Source organism: Bacteroides finegoldii DSM 17565, assembly GCF_000156195.1.
In the GTDB taxonomy this organism is placed as follows: Bacteria; Bacteroidota; Bacteroidia; order Bacteroidales; family Bacteroidaceae; genus Bacteroides; species Bacteroides finegoldii.
Window position 1 is genome coordinate 72,173 of record NZ_GG688321.1, and the last position, 17,989, is coordinate 90,161.

Annotated in this window: 16 protein-coding genes and 1 riboswitch; of the genes, 7 read left to right on the forward strand and 9 right to left on the reverse strand. The window is 48.8% G+C overall.

Annotated elements, in window-relative coordinates:
- Positions 1-80: 80 nt before the first annotated feature.
- Positions 81-1,244: a M24 family metallopeptidase gene (locus BACFIN_RS12980; protein WP_007751411.1), complete on the forward strand. Its 1,164-nt coding sequence runs from the start codon at positions 81-83 to the stop codon at positions 1,242-1,244.
- A 40-nt stretch (positions 1,245-1,284) separates the two neighbouring features.
- Positions 1,285-2,811, forward strand: coding sequence for an arylsulfatase (locus tag BACFIN_RS12975; protein ID WP_007751413.1), 1,527 nt, complete (start codon positions 1,285-1,287; stop codon positions 2,809-2,811).
- Here the strand turns inward: BACFIN_RS12975 and BACFIN_RS12970 are convergent.
- On the reverse strand, positions 2,801-4,237 hold the full coding sequence (locus BACFIN_RS12970) for a CCA tRNA nucleotidyltransferase (RefSeq protein ID WP_007751415.1): 1,437 nt from the start codon (positions 4,235-4,237) through the stop codon (positions 2,801-2,803). The genes BACFIN_RS12975 and BACFIN_RS12970 overlap by 11 nt on opposite strands.
- A gap of 97 nt (positions 4,238-4,334) precedes the next feature.
- Between BACFIN_RS12970 and BACFIN_RS12965 the strand changes: the two genes are divergently transcribed.
- Positions 4,335-5,174: an outer membrane protein assembly factor BamD gene (locus BACFIN_RS12965; protein ID WP_007751417.1), complete on the forward strand. Its 840-nt coding sequence runs from the start codon at positions 4,335-4,337 to the stop codon at positions 5,172-5,174.
- Positions 5,175-5,211: 37 nt separating this feature from the next.
- Here the strand turns inward: BACFIN_RS12965 and BACFIN_RS22965 are convergent, their stop codons facing one another.
- Genes BACFIN_RS22965 through ruvA form a run of 3 tightly spaced genes read right to left on the reverse strand, consistent with a single transcriptional unit; the run spans position 5,212 to position 6,970 of the window.
- Positions 5,212-5,349, reverse strand: coding sequence for a hypothetical protein (locus BACFIN_RS22965; protein ID WP_007751419.1), 138 nt, complete (start codon positions 5,347-5,349; stop codon positions 5,212-5,214).
- Between the two features lie 11 nt (positions 5,350-5,360).
- Positions 5,361-6,362, reverse strand: coding sequence for a DUF3843 family protein (locus tag BACFIN_RS12960; protein WP_032839477.1), 1,002 nt, complete (start codon positions 6,360-6,362; stop codon positions 5,361-5,363).
- A gap of 2 nt (positions 6,363-6,364) precedes the next feature.
- Positions 6,365-6,970 (reverse strand): Holliday junction branch migration protein RuvA, encoded by a 606-nt coding sequence (gene ruvA / locus BACFIN_RS12955; protein ID WP_007751432.1) that lies wholly within the window; start codon positions 6,968-6,970, stop codon positions 6,365-6,367.
- Between the two features lie 218 nt (positions 6,971-7,188).
- On the opposite strand from ruvA, the gene BACFIN_RS12950 reads away from it, so the two are divergent.
- The 4 genes from BACFIN_RS12950 to nrdG all read left to right on the forward strand — a co-directional run bounded on the left by BACFIN_RS12950 (position 7,189) and on the right by nrdG (position 12,238).
- Positions 7,189-8,088, forward strand: a complete 900-nt coding sequence (locus tag BACFIN_RS12950) for a diaminopimelate dehydrogenase (RefSeq protein WP_007751442.1) — start codon at positions 7,189-7,191, stop codon at positions 8,086-8,088.
- Between the two features lie 20 nt (positions 8,089-8,108).
- Positions 8,109-8,759, forward strand: coding sequence for a PAQR family membrane homeostasis protein TrhA (gene trhA, locus BACFIN_RS12945; protein WP_032839451.1), 651 nt, complete (start codon positions 8,109-8,111; stop codon positions 8,757-8,759).
- A gap of 218 nt (positions 8,760-8,977) precedes the next feature.
- A riboswitch (cobalamin riboswitch) is annotated at positions 8,978-9,167 on the forward strand.
- Between the two features lie 29 nt (positions 9,168-9,196).
- Positions 9,197-11,590 carry an anaerobic ribonucleoside triphosphate reductase gene (locus BACFIN_RS12940; protein ID WP_007751451.1) on the forward strand — a complete coding sequence of 798 codons (2,394 nt, stop codon included), beginning with the start codon at positions 9,197-9,199 and terminating at the stop codon, positions 11,588-11,590.
- A gap of 156 nt (positions 11,591-11,746) precedes the next feature.
- A complete protein-coding gene (gene nrdG / locus BACFIN_RS12935; protein WP_007751453.1) occupies positions 11,747-12,238 on the forward strand; it encodes an anaerobic ribonucleoside-triphosphate reductase activating protein in 492 nt (163 codons plus the stop codon).
- 296 nt (positions 12,239-12,534) lie between these two features.
- Here the strand turns inward: nrdG and rseP are convergent, their stop codons facing one another.
- The 5 genes from rseP to murA form a co-directional block, all read right to left on the reverse strand.
- Complete coding sequence (gene rseP, locus BACFIN_RS12930; protein WP_007751456.1) at positions 12,535-13,890, reverse strand: RIP metalloprotease RseP; 1,356 nt, start codon at positions 13,888-13,890, stop codon at positions 12,535-12,537.
- Positions 13,891-13,975: 85 nt separating this feature from the next.
- Entirely contained in the window at positions 13,976-15,160 is a 1,185-nt protein-coding gene (locus tag BACFIN_RS12925; RefSeq protein ID WP_007751458.1) for a 1-deoxy-D-xylulose-5-phosphate reductoisomerase, read from the reverse strand.
- Positions 15,161-15,179: 19 nt separating this feature from the next.
- Complete coding sequence (locus BACFIN_RS12920; protein WP_007751461.1) at positions 15,180-16,040, reverse strand: M23 family metallopeptidase; 861 nt, start codon at positions 16,038-16,040, stop codon at positions 15,180-15,182.
- Positions 16,041-16,110: 70 nt separating this feature from the next.
- Positions 16,111-16,665, reverse strand: coding sequence for a ribosome maturation factor RimM (gene rimM, locus BACFIN_RS12915; RefSeq protein WP_007751464.1), 555 nt, complete (start codon positions 16,663-16,665; stop codon positions 16,111-16,113).
- The gene (murA, locus tag BACFIN_RS12910; RefSeq protein ID WP_007751465.1) at positions 16,662-17,966 is read right to left on the reverse strand and encodes a UDP-N-acetylglucosamine 1-carboxyvinyltransferase; all 1,305 of its coding nucleotides are present in this window, start codon (positions 17,964-17,966) and stop codon (positions 16,662-16,664) included. Before murA ends, rimM begins: the two co-directional genes overlap by 4 nt.
- Positions 17,967-17,989: the final 23 nt, after the last annotated feature.

The following is a 17,989-nucleotide window of genomic DNA, read 5'->3' on the forward strand; positions in this document are numbered from 1 at the left end:
TTTTTATGAGATTAACGTTATTTTCGATGGGAATTAATTATCTTTGCAGCATTATCGAATAAATAAATAACTAAATAAAAATGCTACAACCCGAATTAAAATTCCGTCGCGATAAGATTCGCAGTCTGATGGCGTTGCAGGGCATTGACGCTGCGCTCATTACTTGTAATACAAATCTGATTTATACATACGGCTGCGTTGTCAGCGGTTACCTTTATCTTCCGCTCCATTCACCCGCATTGTTGTTTTTCAAACGTCCCAACAATATCACAGGCGAACATTCGTTCCCTATCCGCAAACCGGAACAGATTGTCGATCTGCTGAAAGAAAACGGATTGCCCATGCCAACCAAGCTGATGTTGGAGGGCGACGAACTTCCTTACACGGAATATTGCCGTCTGGCAAGTCTCTTCCCCGAGACCGAAGTGGTGAACGGCACTCCGCTGATCCGTCAGGCACGTAGTGTGAAGACACCGGTTGAAATCGAAATGTTACGCCGTTCGGGCATTGCCCATGCGAAAGCTTACGAACAGATTCCGAGCGTATACCGTCCGGGAATGACGGATATAGAATTCTCTATCGAGATAGAACGTCTGATGCGCCTGCAAGGGTGTCTGGGCATTTTCCGGGTGTTCGGACGCAGCATGGAAATCTTCATGGGCAGCGTACTCACGGGAGACAACGCCGGATACCCTTCTCCATACGACTTCGCACTGGGCGGACAAGGTCTCGACCCTGCCCTGCCGGGAGGAGCCAACAAGACTCCGTTGAAAGAAGGACAAAGCGTCATGGTCGATTTAGGCGGCAACTTCAACGGATATATGGGCGACATGAGCCGGGTGTTCTCTATCGGAAAACTGCCGGAAGAAGCTTATGCGGCACATCAGGTCTGTCTGGATATTCAGGAAAAGATAGCTTCTATTGCCCGTCCGGGTGTTTCCTGCGAGCAACTGTATGACACCGCCATCCAAATAGCGACGGAAGCCGGATTCAGAGACAAATTCATGGGAACCAACCAGCAAGCGAAGTTTATCGGCCACGGCATCGGCCTCGAAATCAACGAAGCTCCCGTACTGGCCCCCCGCATGAAGCAGGAACTCGAACCGGACATGGTGTTTGCCCTCGAACCGAAAATCGTACTTCCGGGAGTAGGTCCTGTAGGTATAGAAAACTCTTGGGTGGTGACGAACGAAGGTATCGAAAAACTAACGAACTGCCGTGAAGAAATCATTGAGCTGAGTTAAACTCGTCCGGACACAAACCTTATTCAAACAACCCAATAATATGAATTACGCATCTGTTTCATTCATCGGCAGTGCTTTACTTTTGCCTACATTATCCATCCATGCGCAGCAAAGAAACGCCCAACCGAATATTTTATTTATTCTCTGCGATGACATGGGATATGGAGATTTGGCCTGCTACGGTCAACCGTTTATCCGCACCCCTCATATCGACGCTATGGCAAATGAAGGGATGCGCTTCACGCAGGCGTATGCCGGTAGCCCTGTCAGCGCACCTTCAAGAGCTTCAGTCATGACGGGACAGCACAGCGGTCATTGCGAAGTGCGGGGAAACAAAGAATATTGGAAAAATGCTCCCACCGTGATGTATGGGGACAATAAAGAATACGCGGTAGTAGGGCAACATCCATACGATCCGGAACACATCATACTGCCGGAAATAATGAAAGACAACGGATATACTACAGGAATGTTCGGTAAATGGGCAGGAGGCTATGAGGGCTCCTGCTCCACTCCCGACAAACGGGGTATAGACGAATACTACGGCTACATCTGCCAGTTTCAAGCGCACCTCTACTATCCTAATTTCTTAAACCGTTACAGTAAAGCATTGGGTGATACCGGAGTGGTACGCATAGTTATGGACGAAAACATCAAGTATCCGATGTTCGGTCCCGAATACCGGAAACGTCCTCAATATTCCGCTGACATTATCCATCAAAAAGCTTTGGAATGGCTGAACAGACAAGATGGCAAGCAACCGTTCTTCGGCATATTCACCTACACTCTTCCTCATGCGGAACTTGTACAGCCGGAGGACTCGATTCTGAACGAATACAAAGCGGAGTTTAGTCCTGATAAAATTTTCAAAGGTAGTAAATGGTCACGTTATAATGCGGTTACCCATACGCACGCTCAATTCGCCGGCATGATTACCCGTCTGGATTATTATGTAGGCGAAGTACTGAAAAAGCTGAAAGAGAAAGGGCTGGACGAGAACACATTAGTCATTTTCTCCAGCGACAACGGTCCTCATGAGGAAGGTGGAGCCGACCCTACTTTCTTCGGTAGAGACGGAAAGTTGCGCGGATTGAAACGCCAGTGCCACGAAGGCGGTATACGCATTCCGTTCATAGCCCGTTGGCCGGGACGTGTACCCGCCGGTGAAGTGAGCGACCACATCTGCGCTTTCTATGACTTAATGCCTACTTTCTGCGAAGTGGCGGGTATCAAGAATTATGAAAAGAAATACCGCAATAAAAAGAAGGAGACCGACTATTTTGACGGAATCTCTTTTGCACCGACATTACTGGGAAAGAAAAAGCAAAAACAACATAAATTCCTGTACTGGGAATTCGACGAGACAGACCAGATAGCAGTGCGCATGAACGACTGGAAGCTAATCGTAAAAAAAGGAAGTCCCTCATTGTATAACTTGAAGACGGACATCCACGAAGACAACGATATAGCCCTCCAGCACCCGGACATTGTAAAAAAAATGAAAGCCATCATCTTTGAACAACATACTCCGAATCCACATTTTTCGGTAACATTACCTAGCCGATAACCGGTGTCAGCCCCATCTTCTTTGCCCGTGCCAACATAAAGGTGCGGGCAGCTTCATATTCATTCGGGATCACTCCATCCAGAATCGCATCCTTTATCGCACTTTTCAGAGTCCCCACCTCCCGGCACGGTTGCAATCCGAAAGTTTCCATGATCTCCTCACCGCTCACAGGGGGCTGGAAATTGCGAATCCGGTCTTTTTCCTCCAGGTCTTTCAGCTTCTGCCGCACCAGTTGAAAGTTATTCAGGAAACGTTGCTTACGTTCCATATTTTTAGAAGTGATGTCCGCTTCACAGAGCGTCATCAGGTCGTCGATGTCATCCCCCGCCTCAAAAAGCAGACGGCGGACAGCCGAATCCGTCACTACATCATCCGCTATCACGATAGGACGCATATGGAGACTGACCATCTTCTGCACATACTTCATCTTCTCATTCATCGGCAACTTCATCTTCCGGAAAATATTCGGAATCATCTTCTCACCGATAAAATTATGATTATGGAAAGTCCATCCCGCCTTCGGTTCCCAACGTTTAGTCACAGGTTTGGCAATGTCGTGCAGCAAGGCAGCCCAACGCAACCAAAGATTGTCGGTCTTTTTGCTGATATTATCCAGCACTTCGAGCGTATGATAAAAATTATCCTTATGCGAACGCCCGTTCCGGGTTTCCACCCCTTGCAAGGCAGCCAGCTCCGGAAAAATCAACGGGAGCAGCCCGCTACGGTCCAAGTCAATAAAACCTTTCGAGGGAATCGGTGAAAGAATTATCTTATTGAGTTCGTCGGCAATACGCTCGCGCGATATAATTTCAATCCGGTCCTTATTGCGGCAAAGAGAATCGAACGTGTCATCGTCAATATAAAATCCCAACTGCGTGGCAAAACGGATACAACGCATCATCCGCAACGGATCGTCACTAAAGGTGATGTCCGGATCGAGCGGAGTGCGGATCGTCTTCTCCTTCATATCCTCCAGTCCTCCGAACGGGTCTACCAGTTCACCGAAGCGTCCCTTATTGAGGCAGACGGCGAGGGCATTAATTGTGAAGTCACGACGGTTCTGATCGTCTTCCAACGTCCCGTCCTCCACAATCGGCTTGCGAGAATCCCGTTGGTAGGACTCTCTGCGCGCCCCCACAAATTCCACTTCCGTACCTTTATATTTCACCTGTGCCGTTCCGAAGTTCTTGAAGACAGAGACATGAGCGCCGCGTCCCAGATGTTTTCCGAGCGCTTCCGCCATCGCTATCCCACTGCCTACTACCACCACGTCTATATCTTTAGAGGGACGTTGCAGAAAAATATCACGAACATAGCCGCCTACGACGTAACACTCCAGACCGAGCGTATCGGCCGTTTCGGCTATCTTCCCGAAGATGGGCTCGCTAAAATGCTGCTTCAATTCCTCTTGAGTCAACTCTATCATTCTTCTTAGTTATAAGTTTTGAGGGGACAAAATTACAAAAATAAGGGATATATTCGTACTTTTGCCCTAAATAACCAAATAGTAAACAGAATTTGTGATGAAAAAACTAACAATCTTCTTTTGCGGAACACTGGCACTGGCTGCCTGCGGAAATGGAATCGAGAAAAAAGCCAATGAGAAACTGATGGTTGCCCAAGCGGCCTACGAACGTGGCGATTATGAAGAAGCCAAGTCGCAGATCGACAGTATAAAGATTTTGTATCCCAAAGCGTTCGAGACACGCAAAGCGGGACAGGCATTGATGCTGGATGTAGAGACGAAAGCGCAGCAGAAAACGCTTGCTTACCTGGACAGCGCCCTCCGGGCCAAGACTGAGGAGTTTAATGCCATCAAAGACAAATTCATCCTTGAGAAAGATGCGGAATACCAACAGGTGGGCAATTATCTATGGCCTACGCAGACTGTCGAAAAAAACATGCACCGTTCTTTCCTCCGCTTTCAGGTGGACGAGCTGGGCAAGATGAGCATGACTTCCATCTACTGCGGTTCCGGCAACATTCATCACGTAGGGGTCAAAGTGATTGCTCCCGACGGCAGCTTCGCAGAAACTCCCGCCTCCAAAGACAGTTATGAGACAACCGACATGAATGAGAAAATAGAGAAAGCGGACTATAAACTGGGGGAGGACGGTAACGTTATCGGCTTCATCAACTTCAACAAGGACAAAAATATCCGTGTGGAATTTATCGGCGACCGCTCCTATAAAACGACTATGAGCCCGACCGACCGCCAGGCTGCGGCAAATGTCTACGAATTGGCGCAAATCCTCTCCGCCATGCAGGAGATAAAGAAAGAACAGGAAGCCGCCAACTTGAAAATCGGATTTATCAATAAGAAGAAAGAACGGAAAGCACAGGAAGAACCGACGGATAAATAATGAAAGCCATCACTCTAAGATAAAAAAGACAGACGGGTCACTTCACCCGTCTGTTCAATTGATTATTAGCCTTTCCGGGCTTTGATTTCCCCACTCGTTTACCGGAGCCTTTCTTTTTCCCGGTTCCTGTCTTTGCCTTTCCGGCAAAAGGGTTGTTATTTTTCTTGATCGGCATAACGCTACCTATTAGTCCCCCTCATAAAATTCTCTCAGAAACCAGCGAGCCACGAAGTCCCAGTTGTCGTGAAGCAATGCCTTTCCGTTCTCAAACGGGAATTGCGCCTCGGGCAACAAGTTATGTTCCATGCCATACTTCAACAAATCGAACGGGCACAATCCCCCTTCACAGAACATCTCGTATGCTTCCTCCTCCGTTGTCGCAGCGTCATACAACGGATTATTCCCTGCTGCAAAGTATTTGGCAACATCCGGAGCCACCAGCACGCCTTTCGGATTGCCATAGACAACGAAGTTGTCAAACTCCGCCAGTTCGGGCAACAAAGTCTCTTCATCGTCTTCCCATTTCAGAGAATGGACGAAGAAAAACTTCAGGGCATCATACGAGTCAAAGAACATGAGCGGTTCGCCTTTACCGGCTTCCAGAAAATGTTCCACATCCGTCGGCAATGCCGCTCCCGGCACAATCTCAGGCAGAGGTTCACGTTCCTTTTCCATCAGCCTCCTGTCCATCATCCAGTTCGAAGCCAGCTTATCACTGATAGGAGCCGACTCGAAAGCCGCATCCAGACGTTCGTAAAGTACGTCCGCCAACTCAAGCAACGTCTCATCCAACGGATTCTCCACGTCGTTGAACGGGCAACTGTCACTGCTCTTCGAACTGAGCGTCCACAGAAGAAAAGCGATATCCTCACGGTTAATCTCGTCCGGCAAGTAATCCTCCGTCAACGAATAGAACGGCAGATAACGACCATAACTCCTCTTATGCCAATGGATAAATTCCCGCCAGTTTCCCGCATCCGCCACGCAGTCCTCCAGATACAAAGCGCACGTCAGAGCCAACCGGCGCTGGTCTTCCGCTACGTCCGGGTTTCCTTCATACAAAGGGAAAGTCATCACCAACGGCAACAGCTCATTGGCCAACCCCATGTACCACTCGTCCGTATCCGTTTTCTTCGTCCGGTGATGAATCTCAAGCCACGGGCGCATATAAATCTTTGATTGCTTCATCATTATAATCGTTTCAAAGCCAGTTTAATAACCTTTTCCACCGGAGCTTCCGGCTCTTCCTTCAAGATAGCCAGCACCACCTTCTGCGAAGGCGCAGCAGCAAAGCCAAGCATCGTCAATGCAGCCACAGCTTCCTCCTGCACTTCCGCGTTGGCAGCCTGCAGCAGCATACCACCAACGGCACTTCCACCGGCAGCGGACGCTCCCATTGTTTTTATCTTATCTTTCAGGTCGACAATCACCCGTTGCGCAGTCTTCAGCCCGATTCCCTTCACCGTCTTCAACAAGTTCGCATTCTCGGTACTGATGACGTTTACCAGCTCGGCAGGCGAAAGGGCGGAGAGGATCATACGCGCCGTATTCCCGCCAATGCCCGACACGGAAATCAGCAACAGGAAAATCTCCCTCTCCTGCTTCTCGGCAAATCCGTAGAGCACATAAGCGTCCTCACGAATGGCTTCATATATATACAACTTACAGGTTTTCTTTCCCTGAATGGCCGAATAGGTGTTCAGAGATATATTGGCGGCATAGCCCACCCCGTTACAGTCGATCACTGCGGTTGCCGGACTAAGTTCGGCAAGCTCGCCTCTAATGTATTCTATCATAACGGGTACAAAGATAAAACAATTTCACCACAGAGGACACAGGGGCCACAGAGTTTTTTCGATGCAGCACATCACACCCTGATTTGCTTTCATGCGGACCGGTATTGCCTGCTAGTGAAAAAAAATAAAATATTAAAGCTGACGAACCAAAGTTAGTAGTAATTTGTTTACTTTTGTAGTCAAAAGAAAGAAATTTGTTCATTAAAACCAAGAAAAGAATGAAAAAAGTAAGAGCTGCCATCGTTGGTTATGGCAACATCGGGCATTATGTACTTGAAGCGCTTCAGGCAGCACCTGATTTCGAAATAGCCGGAGTCGTTCGCCGTGCCGGAGCAGAGAACAAACCGGAAGAGTTAGCAAACTACGCAGTAGTGAAGGACATAAAAGAGCTGGGAGAGGTAGACGTAGCTATTCTTTGCACGCCGACCCGCAGCGTAGAGAAATATGCCAAAGAATACCTGGCGATGGGCATTAATACAGTGGACAGTTTCGATATCCATACCGGCATCGTAGACTTGCGCCGTACACTAAACGCTACCGCCAAAGAGCATAAAGCCGTATCGATCATCTCTGCCGGATGGGATCCGGGAAGTGACTCCATCGTACGCACCATGCTGGAAGCAATCGCTCCGAAAGGTATCACGTACACGAACTTCGGTCCGGGTATGAGCATGGGACACACCGTAGCCGTGAAAGCGATTGACGGAGTGAAGGCTGCCCTTTCCATGACTATTCCGACCGGAACGGGAATCCACCGCCGCATGGTATACATCGAACTGAAAGACGGATATAAATTCGAAGAAGTAGCTGCTGCCATCAAGGCAGATCCTTACTTTGTGAACGATGAAACACACGTGAAACTCGTTCCGAGCGTAGACGCCCTGCTCGACATGGGACACGGCGTGAACCTGACCCGCAAGGGCGTATCCGGCAAAACCCAGAACCAGTTGTTCGAATTCAATATGCGTATCAACAACCCTGCACTGACCGCACAGGTATTGGTGTGCGTGGCACGCGCTTCCATGAAACAGCAACCGGGATGTTACACAATGGTAGAAATTCCGGTAATCGACCTCCTTCCGGGCGACCGCGAAGAGTGGATCGGACATTTGGTTTAGTCGGGTTTAGTCGAGGGACATTGAAAAACAAACGATATAGTAACCGGGAAGAATGGGCGAACACCCTCAGTCATGGGGCAGGCATTCTTCTCGGAATCGTAGCAGGATATTTCTTACTGCGAAAAGCTTCCGTTGCTGCTGATCCGCGATGGGCAGTGCCCTGCGTGATTGTCTATCTGGCGGGGATGCTTTCTTCTTACGTCAGTTCTACCTGGTATCACGGCAGTCGTCCGGGAGCGCTGAAAGAACAGCTCCGTAAATTTGACCACGGAGCTATTTATCTGCACATAGCAGGCACTTATACTCCGTTCACACTACTCGTCTTGCGCCATGCAGGCGGTTGGGGATGGGGTATTTTCACATTTGTCTGGCTGTCCGCCATTGCCGGTTTCATCCTTAGTTTCAAAAAGCTGAAAGAGCATAGCAATCTCGAAACGGTTTGTTATGTGGGTATGGGGGCATGTATACTGGTGGCAATGAAGCCTCTTCTCGATCAGTTGGAAATGGCCGGTGCCTCCCCCGCTTTCTGGTGGCTGATAGGCGGAGGTATTTCATACATTACAGGAGCTGTATTCTATTCGCTGCGCAAGCCTTATATGCACGCCGCTTTCCATCTGTTCTGTCTCGGCGGAAGCGTAGGACACATCGTGGCGATCTGGCTGGTTTTATAGATATCAGACATCCGTTAACATTCAACGCAGTTAAATCTGAAAATTAACAAATAACCCATCATAATATAGACAAGAAGAACAACGGAGAGTTTCACACAACTTTTAAAGAATAACTTAAAGAAAAGTTTCCCAAAACGGAAAACTTTCTGTATCAGCAAGAAAGAAAAGTTTCCCAAAATTTAATGTTAAAAGCGAACCAAGCTATTGGATTATCTCCTATCTTTGTATCCGGTTTCGGAACTAAAAAGAGGTTTAGTCAATGAGGGAACGCTGTGCAAATCGGCGACAGTACCCGCTGCTGTAATTCTCTAAGAATCCGCACGGTAAGCCACTGCATCGGCAACGGATGTGGGAAGGTGTTGCGGGGGAGGGATAAGTCAGAAGACCTGCCGGAATCAGAATCAACTTATTATTAATCACTTTCGGGAGTTAAAGTTATGAACTACGCGGAAATTTGTATCATCAAACGTGATGGTAAAAGAGAAGATTTCTCTATCAGTAAGATCAAGAATGCGATCAGTAAGGCATTCAATGCAACCGGTATCCAAGATGAACAGCAGTTGGTGGCTGACATCACGATGAACGTAATCAGCCAATTTGCCACCCCTACTATTACCGTAGAGGAGATTCAGGACCTGGTGGAAAAAGCATTGATGAAGGTGCGCCCTGAAGTAGCGAAGAAGTACATTATCTATCGCGAATGGCGGAACACGGAACGGGACAAGAAAACCCAGATGAAGCACGTGATGGACGGTATCGTCGCCATCGACAAGAACGATGTCAATCTGAGCAACGCCAACATGAGCAGCCACACGCCTGCCGGGCAAATGATGACTTTCGCCTCCGAAGTGACCAAAGATTATACCTATAAATACCTGTTGCCGAAACGTTTTGCGGAAGCACACCAACTGGGCGACATCCACATCCACGACTTGGATTACTATCCGACAAAGACGACGACCTGCATCCAGTATGACTTGGACGACCTCTTTGAACGCGGATTCCGTACCAAGAACGGAAGTATCCGCACGCCACAGAGCATTCAGAGCTACGCCACGCTGGCAACCATCATTTTCCAAACCAACCAGAACGAGCAACACGGAGGACAGGCAATCCCCGCCTTCGATTTCTTCATGGCGAAAGGAGTAGCGAAGTCATTCCGCAAACACTTGGCTTCGTTCATCAACTTCTACGTGGCGATGGAAAACGGAAGCCAGGCGGACGAAAAGACTATCCGCACGTTGATCGAGGAATATCTTCCCTCCATCAAGTCCACCGAAACCGAACGCGAGACATTACGCATCGCTCTGATAGCCTTGCAGATCATCATAGACAAGGAGCACCTCGCAAGAATTGTGGAAAAGGCTTATCAGCAGACCCGCAAGGACACGCATCAGGCGATGGAGGGATTTATCCACAACCTGAACACGATGCACTCTCGTGGAGGTAACCAGGTGGTATTCAGCTCGATAAACTACGGCACGGACACTTCCGCCGAAGGCCGCATGGTGATTGAAGAGTTACTGAAAGCCACAATCGAGGGACTGGGCACACGAGGTGAAGTGCCCGTTTTCCCCATTCAGATTTTCAAGGTGAAGGACGGGGTGTCTTACTCGGAAAAGGATTTTGAAAAGGCTATGAAAGCGGAGAATATAGAAGAGGCCATGAACGACCGTTACGAAGCTCCCAACTTCGACTTGCTGCTGAAAGCCTGCCAGACAACCGCAAAAGCGTTGTTCCCGAACTTCATGTTCCTCGACACGCCTTTCAACACGAACGAGAAATGGAAAGCGGATGATCCGAAACGGTACATCTACGAGTTGGCAACGATGGGTTGCCGCACCCGTGTGTTTGAAAACGTGGCAGGAGAAAAGTCATCATTGGGGCGAGGCAATCTGTCTTTCACCACGCTCAATATGCCGAGACTCGCCATCGAAGCCCGCATCAAGGCGGAGAATCTGATAGAAGACGAACGCAACACGGCTGCCATAGAACAGAAAGCTAAGGAGATTTTCATTGAATCCGTGCACTCTATGGCTGCTTTGGTGGCAGACCAGCTTTACGAACGTTATCAGTACCAACGTACAGCTCTTGCACGCCAGTTCCCTTTCATGATGGGGAATAATGTATGGAAAGGCGGTGCGGACTTGAACCCGAACGAGCAGGTGGGCGACGTATTGCGCAGCGGAACGCTGGGAATCGGATTCATCGGCGGACACAACGCGATGGTGGCACTCTACGGAGAGGGGCACGGACACAGCCGAAAGGCATGGGACACGTTATACGAAGCGGTGATGGAAATGAATAAGGTAGTAGACGAATACAAAGCGAAATACAACTTGAATTACTCTGTTCTGGCTACTCCCGCCGAAGGACTCTCCGGACGTTTCACCAAAATGGACAGACGGAAGTACGGGAAGATTCCCGGAGTAACGGACCGGGATTATTATGTCAACTCTTTCCACGTGGATGTAAAAGAGCCGATCAGCATTGTAGAGAAAATCAAGTGCGAAGCTCCTTTCCACGCCATCACACGCGGTGGACATATCACGTATGTAGAACTGGACGGCGAAGCACAGAAAAATGTACGCGCCATCGCCAAAATCGTGAAAGTGATGCACGACGAGGGAATCGGCTACGGCTCGATCAATCATCCGGTGGATACGTGCCACAACTGCGGTTACAAAGGGGTGATTTTTGATAAATGCCCGGTTTGCCAAAGCGAAAGCATCCTCCGTATGCGTCGCATCACAGGCTATCTGACCGGTGATTTAAACTCGTGGAACTCTGCCAAACGAGCAGAAGAAAAGGACCGGGTAAAGCACTTGTAGAAGTTGAGAGTTGAGAAGGGAGAGTTGAGAGTGAAGGGAGATGATGTTTTAACTCTTAACTCTCAACTCTTAATTCTTAACTCCCAACTCTCAACTCTCAACTTATTAACTCCTAGCTCTTATTTTTTCACTTAAATCACTTTATCTCAAACAGTTATGAAAACTCTCAACTCTCAACTCTCAACTCTCAACTTATTAACGGCCTATCCGGAGACGATAGTAGATGGTGAGGGGATCCGGTATTCTATTTACCTTGCCGGATGTTCTCATCACTGTCCCGGCTGCCACAATCCGGAAAGCTGGAATCCGGAAGCGGGGGAACGGTTGACAGAGGAGAAGATTCAAAGCATTATCAAGGAGATTAAAGCCAATCCGCTACTGGATGGGGTGACATTCTCCGGTGGAGATCCGTTCTATAATCCGGAAGCATTCCTGTCGCTCGTCAGGCGGGTGAAGGAGGAAACCGGGATGAACGTGTGGTGCTACACTGGTTATACTTACGAAGAGATTCAGGAACAACCCCGCTTGAAGGCAATACTAACCTATATCGACGTACTGGTGGACGGACGTTTTGAGCAGTCGCTTTTCTCTCCCTATCTGGAGTTCAGAGGAAGCAGTAATCAAAGGATTCTGAAGCTGAACCGTTAAATTTTAACATAGAGTCCGGCTTCTTGCGGGACAAGGCGGGAAGGGAAATGGAGAAAGGGCGGTTCTTGGTAGAGAGAAAAGGCGGTTCCTTAAATACAAAAAAGGCGTTTTAACACAGTGTTAAAACGCCCTTTTTGTATTTAAGAGAACAGGGATGTTAGTTTGTTGATTATAAGCTATTTGCTATACAAATACGCTCTTGCTTCCCTGTAATCGGAAGGTCTTTCTACTTTTATAAAGTTTCATGAAGTTGCTGAAATCGCAACTTCATGAAAACAGGATTTCCTTCAAGAGATTCAGAAGAAGAACCTCAAAATATCATTGAAATTCGCCCATATAAGAAGACCGAAGAGCAGGACCATACCGGTCATCTGGGCATACTCCATAAACTTGTCGCTCGGTTTGCGGCGGGCTATCATCTCGTAGAAGAGGAAGAGCACATGACCACCGTCCAATGCGGGAATAGGCAGTATATTCATGAAAGCCAGAATAATGGACAGGAAAGCTGTCATGTACCAGAACTGATGCCAATCCCACGTTGCAGGGAAAATACTGCCAATCGTTCCGAAGCCACCCAACTGCTTGGCTCCTTCTTTAGAAAAGAGGTACTTCATATTTCCGACATAGCCTTCCAACGTCTTGACACCGAGCGAGATACCTGCGGGGAAAGATTCGAGGAAAGCATACTCCTTTTTCACCATCGGCAACAAACGGTCGGTCAACACGCAAGCGGTCACACCCATCAGGTAAGCGGAATCCACACGCATACTCAGCGTGTCCTCCACACCGCCACGTACATAAGTGAGGGTGATCAAACGCGGGTCGATACTGTCATTGAGAAGCGCAGCCTCGTTTTTCTTACGTTCCGCCATCATTTCCTTGAAATCGGAGAAAGAGATAGGCGTTCCGTTCAGGGCAATGATACTATCGCCCGGCAAAATACCCGCTTGCGCGGCAGGAGAGTTGACCATGACGCTATCTACAACGTACGGAAAACGATAGGAGGCAAAACGGACACTGTCCACCAGGAGGCGTTGCATAAAGTCTTCGGGAATGTAGACTGAGGCTTTCGCACCGTTGCGCAGTACGCTTACTTCGCGGGCGTCGGCAATCTGACTCAACATATCACCGTCATATCGCTCGAAAGGAACACCATCGGCAGAAAGCAGTATGTCACCGTCTTTGAAGCCGACAGACTTGGCGGTCTCGTTGAAGTCCATGCCGAGAGGAGCTTCCTGTACCTTTATATACTGGTCGCCCCATGCAAAAAGAATCATCGAATAGATAAACAGCGCCAACAGGAAGTTGAACAGCACCCCGCCAACCATAATGAGCAGGCGTTGCCAAGCGGGTTTGGAACGAAACTCCCACGGTTGCTCAGGCTGCTTCATCTGTTCGGTATCCATCGACTCGTCAATCATACCGGCAATCTTCACATAACCGCCCAACGGCAGCCAGCCTACGGCATATTCCGTTTCGCTTTTCTTGGGTTTGAACTTAAACAGAGTGAACCAGGGGTCGAAGAATAAGCAGAATTTTTCTACACGCACCTTAAACAGACGGGCAAAAAGGAAATGCCCGCCTTCATGAATGATAACGAGCAAAGACAAGCTCATAATCAATTGGAGGGCACGAATCAAAAATGTTTCCATGTTTATTATATTACAATTTATATTTTACGAATTACTATTTACTTTTTACTATCCACACGAATGAATAGTTTTTTTGGGGGAGGAACTAAAGACTTTGCCGACCCACCAGTCCGGAAGCAATTCGCCGCGCTTCCGCATCGGTAGCTACATAGTCATCGTACGTGGGGTTGGCTACAAACGTAGCCTGCTCCATCGTCTTCTCTATCACATCACTCATGCCGAGAAAGCTGATACCGTCTTTCAGGAAAGAAGCGACTACCACTTCGTTGGCCGCATTGACGATGCAAGGCATATTCCCTCCCCGATACATCGCTTCGTAAGCGAGAGCGAGGTTGCGAAACCGTTTCGTGTCGGGCTGTTCAAACGTCAGGTTCGTGCATTTGGAGAAATCAAGCCTGTCGAAAGAGGCACTGATACGGTCCGGATAGGAGAAGGCGTATTGGATAGGCAGACGCATATCAGGCATACCGAGCTGCGCTTTCACCGCCCCGTCTTCAAACTGCACCATAGAGTGAATCACGGATTGCGGATGCACCACGACTTCAATCTGGCTGGGCTGAACGCCAAACAACCACTTCGCCTCGATAACCTCAAAACCTTTGTTCATCATAGAAGCGGAGTCGATGGTAATCTTGGCCCCCATCTCCCAGTTGGGGTGTTTCAAGGCTTGCGTCTTGGTCACGGACTTAAGCTGCTCCAGCGTGCAGGTACGGAAAGGTCCCCCCGAAGCGGTCAGTATGACTTTCTCTATCGGATTGCCGACTTCTCCTGCCAAACACTGAAAAACAGCGGAATGTTCGGAGTCCACCGGCAAAATCGGTGTACGGTATTGCTGTGCCAGTTCATTAATCAGTTCTCCCGCCACGACCAACGTTTCCTTATTCGCCAATGCAATGGCTTTCTTTGCCCGAATCGCATTCATGGTAGGTTTCAGTCCGGCGTAGCCGACCATCGCCGTCAATACCATATCAATCGGCCCGGCCTCCACTATCTGGCAGATGGCGTCAGTTCCCGCGTATACCTTTATAGGCAGGTCGCTCAAAGCTTCTTTCAGTTCGGTATATTTCTCTTCGTTGGCTATCACGACAACTTCCGGCTGAAACTTCCGCGCCTGAGCTATCAGCAGCTCCACACGATTGTTGGCCGTCAGCGCGTATGCCTCGTACAGATCGGGATGTTCCTCTATCACCTGCAATGCCTGTGTGCCGATAGACCCGGTAGAGCCTAAAATGGCTATTTGTTTCTTCTTTTTATTAGTTTCTATATTCATTTCTTATATATTCTCCTCACTAAAAAACGATATACTTCTCAGGATTCACCGGATGGCCTTTGTACCAAAGCTCGAAATGCAGGTGCGGACCCGTGCTGAAAGTTCCACTGTTGCCCACCAAAGCGATGGCTTCGCCCCCTTTCACACGGTCACCCTCTTTCTTGAGCAGAGAGCCGCAATGCTTATAAACCGATATCAAATCCTGACTATGTTGCACACCGATCAGGTAGCCTGTTTCGGCGGTGTAGGTACTCAGAATAACGGTTCCGTCCATCGTTGCCAGCACACTTTCATTGGGATTGGCGGCAATATCCGTTCCGTAGTGTTTCTTTTTCGCATCGAAGCGATCGGAAACCATTCCCCGCGTCGGGCGGTACAGGATAAGTCCCGTCACATCCGGCTGGGAGGTGATGGAAGTCAGGTTGTATTTCTCTGTTTCTTCGTATTGACGGCGGAATTCCTCTTCGCGCTTGGTGCGTTCCATCAAGGTGTCTTTGCGGACGGTAGTCAGCGAGTCGAGCGTCTGCACACTGTCGACGGGTATATTGCCGCTAAAAATGTCCTGAATGTTCATAATATAGAGGTTCTGCCGGTTGAGTACCTGTTGCAGAGAGTCCACCCGCAAGGCGTTACCCACGATTTGGGAACGGACCTCACTGTTCATATAACCCGGAAGGTAGTTGCGCAAAGGGGTGAAAGCGATGATGCAGGCTGCGATCAGAAACAGCACCGTCAGTACGCTGAGCAACACGGAAAGGCCATTGAGTTTGGACACACGAAGCCCGACAATCTCTTCAAGCGTGTTTTCATTGACAATCGTCAGTTTATACTTGAACTTGAAATTTTTCCAGAAAGCTTTGCTTCGTCTTCTCTTTGGCATTTGAACAATTAAAAATTAAAGATTAAAAATTAAAAAGGAGGACCGATTTATATTCCTCTTCAGATACGGATTATACGGGACAATCCGTATCCTCCGCGTCCAAATCTTCCAAATTGAGCAACCCTTCGGGAAGCTCTACGGTGATGAGTTTCCGTCTCTGGTCTATGCCTACGATAAATTCCTCTTGGGCGGGAACCAGCAGTTCCTCACCGTCTTTCTCGACTACGAAAAGGGTGTTGACGGTAGCGGTATCCACCTCCGCCACCTCACCCAAAAGTCCGTGACGAGTGTCCTCCATGCGGAAACCGACGAAAAAGTTCCAGGACAATTCACCGTCTCCGACTTCTTCCGCATACTTCACAGGGAAATAGACTTCGACATTGGTAAACGCCCGGGCACGTTCGGCGGTATCGACCCCCTCCAGCTTCACCAAAGCGGTGGAGTCGGAACGGAAACGGTATTCTTCGATGAAAAAGGGTACAAAAATTCCGTCGAGCAGGCAGACCAGATAGTCGCAGTCCACACGGTCAAAAATATCATCCGTAAAGGTAAACTGCAACTCACCGTGAATTCCGTGCGGCTTATTGAACAATCCTATCTTATATACTTCTTCTTTCTTTATCATATCCGGGTGATTCTGGCTCCGATGGCATTCAGACGTCCTTCGATGTTCTGATAACCACGGTCTATCTGTTCGATGTTACTAATGGTACTGGTTCCTTCGGCACTCATGGCGGCAATCAGCAGGGCGATACCGGCACGTATATCCGGTGAAATCAGGCGGGCGCCGCGCAGCTTGAAGCCGTGGTTGTGGCCGATGACTACGGCACGGTGAGGGTCGCAGAGAATAATCTGCGCTCCCATATCAATCAGCTTGTCTACGAAGAACAGGCGGCTTTCAAACATTTTCTGATGAATCAGCACGCTGCCTTTGGCTTGTGTCGCCACAACGAGCATGACACTCAGCAAGTCCGGAGTGAGTCCCGGCCAGGTGGCGTCGGCTATCGTCATGATGGAGCCGTCGATAAAAGATTCTATCTCGTATGTTTCCTGTGCGGGAACGTAAATATCATCGCCTCTCTGTTCGAGCTTGATGCCCAGACGGCGGAAGCTCTCGGGGATGATTCCCAGATTCTCGTAAGAAACATTCTTAATGGTGATTTCACTTTTCGTCATGGCTGCCATACCGATAAAACTGCCGACCTCAATCATATCGGGCAGTACGGTGTGCTGTGTGCCATGCAGTCTGTCCACCCCTTCGATGGTAAGCAGGTTGGACGCGATACCGCTAATCTTCGCTCCCATCCGGTTGAGCAAGCGGCAAAGCTGCTGAACGTAAGGCTCGCAGGCTGCATTATAAATAGTGGTAGTGCCTTTGGCAAGCACGGCAGCCATCACGATATTGGCTGTTCCGGTGACGGAAGCCTCGTCCAGCAACATATAATTGCCCCGAAGTTGTTTGGCGGTAATCTCGTAGATTCCACGCTCCTCATCGTAGCGGAAGTCTGCCCCCAAATTCTGAATGCCGACAAAGTGGGTATCCAGACGACGGCGACCAATCTTGTCCCCTCCCGGTTTGGAGATCAGTGCTTTGCCGAAACGGGCAACCATCGGACCTATCAGCATGACGGAACCCCGCAGGCTGGAACATTTCTTCAGGAACTCATCGCTTTCGAGATAAGCCAAATCTACATTTTCGGCCTTAAAGCTATAAGTATCAATGCCTTTCTTTGCAACCGTCACTCCCATCTCACGCAAGAGCTGAATCAAGTTGTTGACATCCAAAATGTCAGGTATATTGTTCACCGTCACTTCCTCTTCAGTCAGCAACGTAGCGCAGATGATCTGCAAAACTTCGTTTTTGGCACCTTGCGGATGAATCTCGCCGCAGAGCCGGTGTCCTCCTTCGATTACAAATGAAGCCATTGATGTTCGGGGTATTAATTTTT

Excerpts from the sequence above, each read along its gene's own strand:
- BACFIN_RS12980 (WP_007751411.1), top strand. The coding sequence starts at position 81 with ATGCTACAACCCGAATTAAAATTCCGTCGCGATAAGATTCGCAGTCTG.
- BACFIN_RS12975 (WP_007751413.1), top strand. The coding sequence starts at position 1,285 with ATGAATTACGCATCTGTTTCATTCATCGGCAGTGCTTTACTTTTGCCT.
- BACFIN_RS12970 (WP_007751415.1), bottom strand. The coding sequence starts at position 4,237 with ATGATAGAGTTGACTCAAGAGGAATTGAAGCAGCATTTTAGCGAGCCC.
- BACFIN_RS12965 (WP_007751417.1), top strand. The coding sequence starts at position 4,335 with ATGAAAAAACTAACAATCTTCTTTTGCGGAACACTGGCACTGGCTGCC.
- BACFIN_RS22965 (WP_007751419.1), bottom strand. The coding sequence starts at position 5,349 with ATGCCGATCAAGAAAAATAACAACCCTTTTGCCGGAAAGGCAAAGACA.
- BACFIN_RS12960 (WP_032839477.1), bottom strand. The coding sequence starts at position 6,362 with ATGAAGCAATCAAAGATTTATATGCGCCCGTGGCTTGAGATTCATCAC.
- ruvA (WP_007751432.1), bottom strand. The coding sequence starts at position 6,970 with ATGATAGAATACATTAGAGGCGAGCTTGCCGAACTTAGTCCGGCAACC.
- BACFIN_RS12950 (WP_007751442.1), top strand. The coding sequence starts at position 7,189 with ATGAAAAAAGTAAGAGCTGCCATCGTTGGTTATGGCAACATCGGGCAT.
- BACFIN_RS12940 (WP_007751451.1), top strand. The coding sequence starts at position 9,197 with ATGAACTACGCGGAAATTTGTATCATCAAACGTGATGGTAAAAGAGAA.
- nrdG (WP_007751453.1), top strand. The coding sequence starts at position 11,747 with ATGAAAACTCTCAACTCTCAACTCTCAACTCTCAACTTATTAACGGCC.
- rseP (WP_007751456.1), bottom strand. The coding sequence starts at position 13,890 with ATGGAAACATTTTTGATTCGTGCCCTCCAATTGATTATGAGCTTGTCT.
- BACFIN_RS12925 (WP_007751458.1), bottom strand. The coding sequence starts at position 15,160 with ATGAATATAGAAACTAATAAAAAGAAGAAACAAATAGCCATTTTAGGC.
- BACFIN_RS12920 (WP_007751461.1), bottom strand. The coding sequence starts at position 16,040 with ATGCCAAAGAGAAGACGAAGCAAAGCTTTCTGGAAAAATTTCAAGTTC.
- rimM (WP_007751464.1), bottom strand. The coding sequence starts at position 16,665 with ATGATAAAGAAAGAAGAAGTATATAAGATAGGATTGTTCAATAAGCCG.
- murA (WP_007751465.1), bottom strand. The coding sequence starts at position 17,966 with ATGGCTTCATTTGTAATCGAAGGAGGACACCGGCTCTGCGGCGAGATT.